The organism is Gaoshiqia sediminis, assembly GCF_025907915.1.
Lineage (GTDB): Bacteria > Bacteroidota > Bacteroidia > Bacteroidales > Prolixibacteraceae > Gaoshiqia > Gaoshiqia sediminis.
In genome coordinates this window covers 1-11,499 of the sequence record NZ_JAPAAF010000061.1, presented here as the reverse complement: position 1 = coordinate 11,499, position 11,499 = coordinate 1, and the positions used below count along the sequence as shown (strand labels likewise).

Below are 11,499 nucleotides of genomic sequence, written 5' to 3'. Positions count from 1 at the left end.
CACCTTTAGGGGAGGTTTGGAGGGGTAAAATGAGGAATGGCTAACAATTTGCAAGCTCACAAAAACCAGAATCTACTTTTTGGACAGCCTCGGACGGATGGTGACAACCATAAAAGAGCAGTTTAACATTTTCTAATCAAAAGAATGGCATTTAATTCCGAAAAGCGATTTCCCTGCCGACCGGCTAAGTTCTGTTTAAAGTCGGAGAATTTAATTATATTTTGTGCCGCGAAAGGATGCTACGTCCTGTCTCTAAACACACATCTATGAAAAAAGTGACAACGCGCAACGCCTGGGCCTGGATTCCCTCTTTGTATTTCGCCGAAGGGCTGCCTTACGTTTTTGTCATGACCGTTTCGGTGATCATGTACAAGCGGCTCAATGTTTCGAACACCGACATTGCGCTGTACACCAGCTGGCTGTACCTTCCCTGGGTGATCAAACCCATCTGGAGCCCGGTTGTGGACAACCTACGCACGAAGCGATTCTGGATCATCAGTATGCAGCTGCTGGTTGGCGGGGCGCTGGCCGGGGTGGCTTTTACCCTCCCCATGAGCAATTTCTTTCAATACAGTTTGGCATTTCTTTGGCTGATGGCGTTCAGTTCGGCCACGCACGACATTGCCGCCGATGGCTTTTACATGCTGGGCCTTTCCACCCACGACCAGGCTTTTTTTGTGGGCATCCGCAATACCTTTTACCGTTTTGCCATGCTTGCCGGGCAGGGCCCGCTGGTTATTCTGGCCGGGCACATGGAGGGTATCGCCGAAAATACTTCCTGGGCCTGGAGCATCACTTTTTTTATCCTGGCGGGGCTGTTTGTGGCCTTCTGCTTCTGGCACCTGTTTATTTTGCCCCATCCGCCTGCTGACGATCAACGGGGAGGTAAAGGGTTGAAGGACGTGATGGCCGATTTTCTGGAAACCTTTGTTTCTTTCTTTCAAAAGCCGGGTATTGGCGTGGCCCTGGTGTTTATTTTGGTTTTTCGGTTGGGCGAGGCGCAACTGGTAAAACTGGCGTCTCCGTTTCTGCTGGATGATTTGGCTGATGGCGGGTTGGGATTGACGACCAGCAACATCGGCTTTGTGTATGGAACGGCCGGGATTATCGCGCTGATGCTGGGCGGAATCCTTGGGGGTATTGCCGTTTCGCGCCACGGCATGAAAAAGTGGCTCTGGCCGATGGTGCTGGCCATGAACCTGCCCAACCTGGTTTACGTTTTCCTGGCCTTTGTGCAACCCCAGCATTTGGGCATTGTCACCGCCTCGGTAATGGTGGAACAGTTTGGCTACGGCTTTGGGTTTACGGCCTACATGCTGTACATGATCTACCTGTCCGACGGCAGGCACAAAACGGCCCATTACGCGCTGTGTACCGGCTTTATGGCCCTGGGGATGATGCTTCCGGGAATGGTCAGCGGCTGGATACAGGAAATGATGGGATACCAGTACTTTTTTATTTGGGTGATGATTTGTACGATTCCCGGCTTTGTCGTCGTCAACTTCCTGAAAATTGACCCAACATTCGGAATGAAGCGATAATATGTAGCTCTTTCGTAACTACAAGTCTGAATAAATCGAGTAAATTAGTAACTAAAAAACCGGAGTTATGAGAACAATCAAATTTTTGACCGTGTTGGCGATTGGGGTGGGCCTTTCGTTAACTAGTTTTTCCCAGGATAAATTTGGGAAAGTCTATTTTATCCGATCGACGGGTTTTCAGGGTTCAGCCGCAGCGTTTACGGCTTTTATCGACGATCAGTTAGTCTGTAAATTGAATAACAAGCGGTATTCAATTCACGAGGTTCCTGAGGGGGAGCATACGTTTACTGTTCAGTTTGGCGGGAAACAGGCCAAAGCCAAGGCTGAGCCAATCGTAATTAATGTGGAAGAGGGAAAAAACTATTATGTGCAGATGGTTTTTCAAACCGGAGTACTAAAGAACAATCTTTACTGTCAGGAAGTGACAGAAAATTCGGCTAATACCATCCTGGCCGATTGTGTTGAAGACACCAATTGTATTCCGGAGAATTACGATGAGAGGAAGGAAAAAAAGGCACAGAAAAGTAAAATAGGGCGTTAAGACAAAATGAGGGCCGGCATTTGAGAATTGCTGGCCCTCATTTTGACTTATTACGGCTTTTTTATCTAAAGTTTTTGGTTGACCTCGCCCAGAATCGCTTTGGCTTTTGCCACCGATTCCACCTGCTCAAAGCTCAGGCTTAATTTGTTCTGCTTTTCCTTCATGCGGCATTTATTGGGGTTCTGCTGCACAAACTGAAGTATTTTCGAGAAGGCCGGCGATTGATAATAGGTTGATTGCGGATCGGAAATGAAGTAGCAAATCATCTTTTTATTTTTCAGGATGATCCGCTCAATGCCCAGTTCGATGGCCAGCCAGCGCAACCGAACCACTTCCAGCAATTCCACACTTTGAGGCGGAAGTTTGCCAAAACGGTCAACCAGCCCCTGTTCAAACTGAAGCAAGCTTTCTTCGCTTTCCATGCTGTCCAGTTCACGGTACAGCAACATGCGCTCGGAAATACTCTGGATAAACTGGTCGGGGAACAGCAGTTCCATATCGGTGTCAATCTGGCAATCGCTGGTGAACTTGTTTTGAAGAAAGGCCTTTCCGGCATCTGCTTTTTCTTCTTCAAACAAATCTTTGTACTCGTCGTGTTTCAGCTCCTGAATAGCTTCGTTCAGGATGCGGTGGTAGGTTTCGTAACCGATGTCGGCAATAAAACCGCTTTGTTCGGCGCCGAGCAGGTCGCCAGCGCCGCGAATGTCGAGATCGCGCATGGCAATATTGAACCCGCTGCCTAGGTCTGAAAATTCTTCGATGGCCTGCAACCGGCGCCTGGCCTCGGGGCTGACCAGCGACAGGGGAGGGGCCAGCAGGTAGCAAAACGCCTTTTTGTTAGACCGGCCAACGCGTCCGCGCAACTGGTGCAAGTCGCTCAGCCCAAAGTTTTCAGCATGGTTGATGATGATGGTATTCGCGTTGGGAATGTCCAGCCCCGATTCGATAATGGTTGTGGCAATCAGCACGTCGTGTTCGCCATTGATAAAGTCGAGCATGATTTTTTCGAGCCTTGGCCCGTCCATCTGTCCGTGCCCAACGACGGTTTTCACGCCCGGTACCAGTCGTTTGATGACTGCTTCTACCTCATGGATATTTTGCACCCGGTTGTGAATGAAGAAAACCTGTCCGTTGCGGGCAATCTCATAATTAATGGCTTCGCGGATGATATCTTCGTTAAACCCGTGCAGTTCGGTAACAATCGGGTAGCGGTTGGGCGGTGGTGTTTGGATGATCGACAGGTCGCGGGCGCCCATCAGCGAAAATTGCAACGTACGCGGGATTGGCGTGGCTGTCAGCGTGAGCGTGTCAACGTTCACTTTCAGCTGTTTCAGCTTTTCCTTCACCGAGACACCGAATTTCTGTTCCTCGTCAACAATCAACAAGCCCAGGTCCTTGAATTTTACGTCTTTTCCAACCAAGCGGTGCGTGCCGATCAGGATGTCGATATTTCCGGCCTCCACTTCCTTGATAATTCTTTTTACTTCGGCGGCAGGGCGCAGGCGGCTGACGTATTCAATTTTCGCGGGGAAATCTTTCAGCCGGTCGGCGAAGGTTTTGAAATGTTGCAGCGCAAGAATGGTGGTAGGCACCAGCACGGCTACCTGTTTGCTGTCGGCAACGGCTTTAAAGGCGGCACGGACAGCAATTTCCGTTTTACCGAATCCCACATCGCCGCAAACCAGCCGGTCCATCGGAATGTAGCGTTCCATGTCTTCTTTTACGGCCTGCGTGGTTTTCATCTGGTCGGGCGTGTCTTCAAAAATGAAGGATGCTTCCAGCTCGGTTTGCAGGTACGAATCGGGCGAGAAGGCAAAGCCTTTTTCCTGGCGACGTTTGGCGTACAAGGCAATCAGGTCGCGGGCAATATCTTTCACCTTGCTTTTGGTGCGGTCTTTCAGCTTTTGCCAGGCTCCGCTTCCCAGTTTGTTGATTTTGGGCTCAACCCCGTCTTTCCCCTTGTATTTCGAGATGCGGTGCAGCGAGTGGATGCTCACCAGCAGCACATCATTGTCGCGATAGGTGAGGCGGATCGCTTCCTGCATTTTACCGTTCACCTCGGTTTTCACCAGTCCGGCAAACTTACCGATACCATGATCAATATGAACGACATAATCGCCCGGGTGCAGCTTGTTCAGCTCTTTCAGCGTGATGCTTTCCTTTTGTTCCTTGCGGCTTTTTATTATGAAACGGTGGTAACGTTCAAAAATCTGATGATCGGTATAGCAGCAAATTTTCAGGTCATGGTCGATAAATCCTTCGTGAAGCGTAAAGTTTAGATCGATAAAGGGCACATTCAGCTCCTGGTCGTCGAAGATGGCATGCAGTCGTTCTATTTGTTTGATGCTGGACGACAGGATGAAATTTCGGTAGCCCTTTTCATCATTATCCTGCAGGTTGTTGGCCAGCAGTTCAAAGTTTTTGTTGAAGGTCGGTTGTGGTGATGTGTTGAAGGTAAACACCTCCCGGGACTTGAGAAACGGTATATTGCCTGTTTCAAGGAGGGTGAATTTTTCCAGCGCGCTTAAAAAATCATCACCCGAAATTACCCGGCCATGCGTGGTTTCCTGGTTTGATGTTTGTGTGTACATCGTGTCGATCAAGTCGGCCACCAGACGGATGTCACGCCCCATCACCAAACTTTGGGCTGGAATAAAATTCAGGAAGTTGTCGCGTTTTTCTTCATCGAGCCCACTTTGTATGTTGGGGATGATGACAATTTTGGCGAGTTGTTCCTTCGAAATCTGGTTGTCGATGTCGAAGCTGCGGATGCTGTCCACCTCGTCGCCAAAAAAGTCGAGCCGGTAGGGATCTTCGTTGGAGAACGAGTAAATATCAACCAAACTTCCGCGAATGGAATATTGTCCGGGCTCAAACACAAAATCAACACGCTCGAACCCGTATTCAAACAACACATCGTTCAGGAATTCAATGGAAAGCTTATCGCCTTTGTGTACCTGAAAGCTGTTGGATGCCAGCGCTTCGCCGGTAATCACTTTCTCGACCAGCGCTTCCGGATAAGTAACAATGCTGACCGGGGTTTGCTCACGCAGTTGGTTCAGCACTTCGGTGCGCAGAATGATATTTTCCTGTTCCAGCTGTTCGTATTGGATGGAGCGTTTATATGAACTAGGGAAAAACAGCACATTGCTGGCTGTGTGCAGGTTGTTGAGATCGTCGTAAAAGTAGGCGGCTTCTTCCTTGTCGTTCAGTATGTAAACGATTGGCTGCTTCAGCTTTTCCGACAGGATGGAGGCGAAAACCGTTTGAGAAGAACCGATCAATCCGCGCAGGTGAAACTTTTCACCCGGGGTATTTACCTGTTTAAAGACGCGCTGAATAGCTTCGCTTTTTTCGAACAACTGCCGAAATTTTGTCAATTCCAAATCAAGGCTAATTTGGCGGCAAAGATAATCATTTGTTTTGGTTGAGCTGGCTGGGCCGTGGTTTGTATTTTGGGAAATTCTCCAGGATCAGGTCAGATCCGGCTGATCGGAACGCCAATAATGGCAGCCTGACTGCCTTCAAAAAAAATGGCATACAAATTGATTAATGCAAATATGTAAATACAAAAAATATTAAAATCATGCTTCACACAAATTTAAGACACGTTTTGTCGGCAGACGAACATGAAAAACTGATTGCAGAAAATGAAAATGTCATGGTGTGCTGTGGCCGGATGGGCCCGATGTGCATCCCAGTATACGCCGCTATGAGCGAGCTCGAAAATGAATACGAACAAGTTGTTTTTGCGGATATGGAATTCGATATCCCGGCTGCTGCCGTTATACGGAATGCCCCCGAGTGCCGTGGTTTTATGGGCTTGCCCTTTGTAGTTTATTACAAAAACGGCGAATTGGTGCATGCAACCAGCAGTATTCAAAGTAAAGAGCAGATCGCAGCCATCCTGGAAAAGAAATTAGTGAAGGGGGAAGAAGTGGGGAAAATACCCGGATAGCTGAACATTTGTTTCAGCGCCGGGTATTAATTTGTTTTGACAGGTTAGCGCCTGTGCAGGTTGTAATAGATTGAAAATCCATCGACGATTCGGTGGATTTTTTTTAGGAATCGATGAAGGGGATAGTCGCTGTCATGGTAGAAAAATACAAACAGCCAGGTCCGCATTCCTGAAAAAAAGTTGACAAGCCATAGGATGAATGATCAAAACCGACATATCTTTGATAATTAAAAATTGGGAAGGAAGGATCATCAACCCATAAAATTTATCATTATGAGAAAGATATTATTGATCGTCGTGGTCTTCGGGTTGGTTTCGTGCCAACAGAAAAAATTGGATCGTATGCAAGCCATGCAGGATAGTATTGTCCAGGCTGCAATTGAGAAGGACTCAGCCATACTCGATTTTGTTTCTGTGATGACAGAAATTCAGGAAAATCTGGATTCGATTAAGCAGGTGGAAGAAATTGTCCGGCTCGAAACCAGCAGCGGGCAAGAGATGAAGAAAAGCCAGCGGGATCAGATTGTGAGCGATATCCGCACCATTCAGGAGTTGTTGCAAAAGAACAAAGAACTGGTGGTGAAACTGCAAAAGCAGCTTAGCTCGTCCGGTTCGAAGGTGGCCGAATTGCAGCGTGCCGTGCTGGTGCTTAACCGGCAGGTGGAGCAAAAGGACGCGGAAATTGCCACTCTGAATGCCGAGTTGCAGAAGCTGCAGATTGACATCAGTGGACTGAATACGCGCCTGGAGTCGATGGCTTCGGAAAGCTTACGGAAGGATGAGGTTATTCAGCAGAACGTCAGAACCATCGAGGAACAGACCGTTGCTATGAATTTGGGCTATTACGCCTTTGGTACCGTAAATGAACTTTTCGACAACGGCGTCATTGATAAAGAGGGCGGGTTCCTGGGCATTGGCCGCACCCTGGTTATGAGAAAGGACTTTAACCAGGAATATTTTACGATGGTGGACATCCGCGAGCTGACCTCCCTGGACCTACATGTGAAAAAGGCACAATTGGTGACTTCGCACCCGGAAGGTTCCTATCACTTTGAAGGCGAAAAACCTGTTGAAAGCCTGGTGATCGACAACCCGCAGGAATTTTGGAAAAGCTCGAAATATCTGATTATCGCCGTAACCAACTAGAAGATCAATACAGCATCAAAATAAACGACCGGAGAATCTTGTTTTCCGGTCGTTTTGTGTTTTAGTAGTTGAAATCCAGTCTTTTGCCCCGGATAGTTGTTTCGATATGCCCTCGGTCGTAAACCAGCTGGCCGTTAACGAAGGTTTTGGAAACCTGTGTGTGGAAGGTGGTCCCTTCAAATGGCGACCAACCACATTTATAAATGATATTTTCCGGGCAAACCACCCATTCTTTCTCCGGGTTGACTATCACCAGGTCGCCATAATAGCCTTCGCGAATGTACCCGCGGCGGTCAATCCGGAACAGATCGGCGGGGGCGTGGCACATCTTTTCGACCACTTTTTCAGCGCTAATCCGGCCTTGGTTCACAAATTCGAACATGGCGGTCAATGAATGTTGCACCAAAGGTCCGCCGGATGGCGCCTTGAAGTAAGGGTGTGATTTTTCGTCGAGCGTGTGCGGGGCGTGATCGGTGGCAATCACATCAATTTTGTCAGCCAGCAAGGCTTCCCAGAGGGCAATCCGGTCGTCGGCTGATTTTATGGCAGGGTTCCATTTGATGCGGGTTCCGTATTCGATATAATCTTTCTCCTCAAACCATAAGTGGTGTACACACACTTCGGCTGTAATTTTTTTGTCTTTTACCGGCCCGGCTTGAAACAGCGACATTTCATCGGCAGTGGAGAGGTGCAGCACGTGCAACCTTGTGCCAAATTTTGCGGCCAGTTCTACCGCTTTGGAGGATGATTTATAACAAGCTTCGGCACTACGAATACGGGGATGTCTCGATATCGGGACGATCTCGCCGTACTTTTGGCGGTAAATTTCTGTGTTTCGCTGGATAATTTCTTCATCCTCACAGTGGGTCGCTACAAGGGTGGGCGCGTTCCTGAAAATTTCGGATAAGATTTTTTCGTTGTCCACCAGCATGTTCCCGGTGGATGAGCCCATAAACACCTTGATGCCGCAAACTCTTCGGGGATCGGTTTTTAAGACTTCATCCAGGTTGTTGTTGGTGGCGCCCATGTAAAACGAATAATTGACCGCTGACACTTCGGCAGCGCGGGCGTATTTTTTCTCAAGCTCAGCCTGGCTGGTCGTTTGCGGGTTGGTATTGGGCATTTCCATGTACGATGTTACCCCGCCTGCGGCTGCGGCCCTTGATTCGGACATGATATCGCCTTTGTGTGTCAGGCCAGGTTCCCGGAAGTGCACCTGATCGTCGATGGCCCCGGGGATCAGGTATTTGCCTTCTGCATCAACCACGGTTGCTCGCTGTAGATCAGCCTCCGGAACTTCATCCCGGTAAATTTTCTTGATAAATTCCCCTTCAACTAAAACACTTCCCGTAAATCGTTCTCCTTCGTTGATGATGGTGGCCTGGTGGATGATGGTCTTCATGGTAGTATATTTTGTGTTCTCTGGTTAAATTACGAATCCATAAAATAAAAGGCTACGTTCCTGCAGCCTTAATTAATTCACGAACGGTTGAATTTGTTCATGTTTAGTTTTTAAAAGGCGCTTATGCGCTGGTTTTCAGTGGCGGATATTTTTTAAACCAGCTTCTGATTTTCATTTTCAATATCCCCCACAAGGCTTCGTTGAAGATGCCGCCGCTCATTTTCGAACTTCCCTCTTGCCGGTCTGTAAAAATGATGGGAACTTCAATGAGATTGAAGCCATGTTTCCAGGCCGTGAACTTCATTTCAACCTGAAAGCCGTAGCCTTTCAGCCGGATGTTGTCCAGATCGATGGTTTGGAGAACTTCTTTGCGGTAACATTTGAAGCCGGCAGTGGTATCCATGATTTTCATGCCGGTGATAAGCCTGACGTAAACGGAGGCTGCATACGACATCAAAACCCGTCCGAGTGGCCAGTTGATGACATTGATCCCGCGGATGTAGCGCGAGCCGATAGCCAAATCGGCGCCTTGGTTGGCGCAGGCATCGTACAGTCTTTCCAGGTCTTCCGGGTTGTGCGAAAAGTCACAATCCATTTCAAAAATCAAGTCGGCGCCGTGCGCCAGGGCCCATTTAAACCCGCTCAGGTATGCCGTGCCCAGCCCCAGTTTTCCTTCGCGTTGGAGCAGGTGCAGTTGTTTAGGAAATTCCGTTTGCAGTTTTTTGACGATGGCGGCCGTTCCGTCGGGCGAATTGTCGTCAATAATCAAAAGTTCAAAAGATGTGGGCAACGAGAATACTTTGCGAACCATTTTCTCAATGTTCTCTTTCTCGTTGTAAGTGGGAATGATTACCAGGTTCTTTTTCACGTAATTACTTTCGGGATAATTGTTGCGAAATTATAGTTTTTACCCGAGATCCGCATAATAAGAAGCCGGATAAAAGTTTGGTAGTGGTGTGATTTGTCGTTATAGGTGTTAATGTATTGTTAAAATGGTATAAAAAGACATTGTATTATGGCGAAATGTATGTTAAAGTTTCGAAATTTGTGACAAATAGATTATTGGTATGGCTTGTGGCCAGAGGAGAGGAGCGTATGGAATTTAAGTGCAAAAAGGCGGGAAATGAATGTTACGGGCTTAAAGAGCTGATGCTTCTTTCGGAGATTAGCGAGCGGTTAATCCGAAGCAAGGAGTTAAAGAATGACCTGTCCGTCATCCTGGAATTACTGGTTAAACACCTGAATGCCGAACGTAGTTTTTTGACCATCTTCAACCGTAAAAACGCGACAATTTATATTGAAGCGGCCTATGGCTTCAGTTCGGCCCAACAGGCGCGTGGAAAATATGAGTTGGGCGAAGGGATAATCGGCCGGGTCGTTGAGCTGGCCCGTCCTATTGTTATCGAAAAAATTTCCAAGTCGAGCCTGTTTTTGAACCGCACCCAGCAGGAATTGACTACCAAGGACGGGAAGGAGCTCAGCTTCATTTGTGTGCCTGTTATGGAAGACGGCAAGGTGACCGGCACGCTGAGTTTGATCCGCCCATTCAATCCTCATATTACCAATGACGAAAACCTGAACCTGCTTTCAATTATTGGTGGATTGATTTCGCGGGTAGTCAGTTCCAAGCAAGAACGGATGGAGGAGCTGGAGCTGCTGCGGCAAAAAAACCAAGAGCTTCAAAGTCAGCTAAAGGATGAGCACCGTCCGGTCAATATCATTGGCAATTCCGGTAAAATGCGGGATGTTTATTCGCTGGTGAACATGGTGGCCGAAACCAATTCAACCGTTTTGATTCGCGGGGAAAGCGGTATCGGAAAAGAACTTATCGCTGATGCCATTCATTTTACCAGCAAGCGTGCCAAAAATAATTTTGTGAAAGTGAACTGTTCGGCGTTGCCCGATTCGCTGATCGAGAGCGAGTTGTTCGGGCACGAAAAGGGCGCATTTACCGGTGCCGAAAGTCGGAGAAAGGGGCGTTTTGAACTGGCTGACGGTGGAACCATCTTTCTGGATGAGATTGGGGACATACCGCTTTCAACCCAGGTGAAAATACTGCGCATTTTGCAGCAACGTGAGTTTGAGCGATTGGGCGGCACGGAAACCATTCGGGTGGATGTGCGCATTGTTGCAGCCACCAACCGGAACCTGGAAGAGCTGATTGACAAGGGAGAGTTTCGTGAGGATTTGTTTTACCGCATCAATGTGTTCCCCTTGTATATTCCTCCCCTGCGCGAACGTCGAGACGACATTCCGCTGCTGGTCGATCATTTTATTGAGAAATTTAACAAGCGAAACGGCGCACAAGTGAAGCGGATCACTACTTCGGCCCTCAATATGCTGATGGTGTATTCGTGGCCCGGGAACATCCGTGAGCTGGAAAACTGTATCGAGCGGGCTTGCATCCTGACCCCCGACAATGTGATCCACAGTTATAACCTGCCGCCTTCGTTGCAAACCGCCGACTCTTCGAACACTCAGGCCAAAGGCGGACTGATGTACACCGTAGAGCAGGTTGAAAAACAACTGATCCGCGAAGCGCTCACCACAACCAAAGGCAATATTGCCAAGGCTGCTGATATGCTGAAAGTGACCGAACGCATGTTGGGGACCCGCATCAAAAAATATGAAATTGACGCCTGGCGGTTTAAAGTGTAACCGCAGACCATTTGTTTAAGGCTGCCGTGAAATTGCTTTTAGGGATTAAATCTACTCTTTCTCATAGAAGATGTTAAACTGCCCCTGTAAGCTCATCACCATCGGTCCGGCCACGGCATTCCGTGTCCTTACACGCCGGATAAAATCCGAAATGCCCCAAAACGGGAAAGCCACGTACGAGGCTGTCTCAAAAGAGTTCAGTCTCTTTTTTTATTTTGGGTTTTCAAGTCAAAAATCAGCGAAGGGCATCACA

8 protein-coding genes are annotated in these 11,499 nt (G+C 48.1%); 5 read left to right on the top strand and 3 right to left on the bottom strand.

Translation table 11 applies throughout. The annotated features are described in order from the left end of the window. The first annotated feature begins 266 nt into the window (after positions 1 to 266). Both N2K84_RS19360 and N2K84_RS19355 read left to right on the top strand, forming a co-directional pair. The gene (locus N2K84_RS19360) at positions 267 to 1,541 is read left to right on the top strand and encodes an AmpG family muropeptide MFS transporter (protein WP_282593490.1); all 1,275 of its coding nucleotides are present in this window, start codon (positions 267 to 269) and stop codon (positions 1,539 to 1,541) included. Between the two features lie 67 nt (positions 1,542 to 1,608). After that, positions 1,609 to 2,082: a DUF2846 domain-containing protein gene (locus N2K84_RS19355; protein ID WP_282593489.1), complete on the top strand. Its 474-nt coding sequence runs from the start codon at positions 1,609 to 1,611 to the stop codon at positions 2,080 to 2,082. Between the two features lie 65 nt (positions 2,083 to 2,147). Here N2K84_RS19355 and mfd read toward each other — a convergent pair whose 3' ends face one another. Then, positions 2,148 to 5,468 (bottom strand): transcription-repair coupling factor, encoded by a 3,321-nt coding sequence (gene mfd, locus N2K84_RS19350; protein ID WP_282593488.1) that lies wholly within the window; start codon positions 5,466 to 5,468, stop codon positions 2,148 to 2,150. Between the two features lie 200 nt (positions 5,469 to 5,668). On the opposite strand from mfd, the gene N2K84_RS19345 reads away from it, so the two are divergent. Both N2K84_RS19345 and N2K84_RS19340 read left to right on the top strand, forming a co-directional pair. Further along, positions 5,669 to 6,040 (top strand): thioredoxin family protein, encoded by a 372-nt coding sequence (locus N2K84_RS19345; protein WP_282593487.1) that lies wholly within the window; start codon positions 5,669 to 5,671, stop codon positions 6,038 to 6,040. Positions 6,041 to 6,313: 273 nt separating this feature from the next. Further along, the gene (locus tag N2K84_RS19340; RefSeq protein WP_282593486.1) at positions 6,314 to 7,186 is read left to right on the top strand and encodes a Cbp1 family collagen-binding glycoprotein adhesin; all 873 of its coding nucleotides are present in this window, start codon (positions 6,314 to 6,316) and stop codon (positions 7,184 to 7,186) included. Positions 7,187 to 7,247: 61 nt separating this feature from the next. Here N2K84_RS19340 and N2K84_RS19335 read toward each other — a convergent pair whose 3' ends face one another. Both N2K84_RS19335 and N2K84_RS19330 read right to left on the bottom strand, forming a co-directional pair. Further along, a complete protein-coding gene (locus tag N2K84_RS19335; RefSeq protein WP_282593485.1) occupies positions 7,248 to 8,588 on the bottom strand; it encodes a dihydroorotase in 1,341 nt (446 codons plus the stop codon). 121 nt (positions 8,589 to 8,709) lie between these two features. Continuing rightward, the gene (locus N2K84_RS19330; RefSeq protein ID WP_282593484.1) at positions 8,710 to 9,456 is read right to left on the bottom strand and encodes a polyprenol monophosphomannose synthase; all 747 of its coding nucleotides are present in this window, start codon (positions 9,454 to 9,456) and stop codon (positions 8,710 to 8,712) included. 179 nt (positions 9,457 to 9,635) lie between these two features. Here N2K84_RS19330 and N2K84_RS19325 point away from each other — a divergent pair, with 179 nt between their 5' ends. Then, on the top strand, positions 9,636 to 11,246 hold the full coding sequence (locus tag N2K84_RS19325; RefSeq protein ID WP_282593483.1) for a sigma-54 interaction domain-containing protein: 1,611 nt from the start codon (positions 9,636 to 9,638) through the stop codon (positions 11,244 to 11,246). Positions 11,247 to 11,499 lie beyond the last annotated feature (253 nt).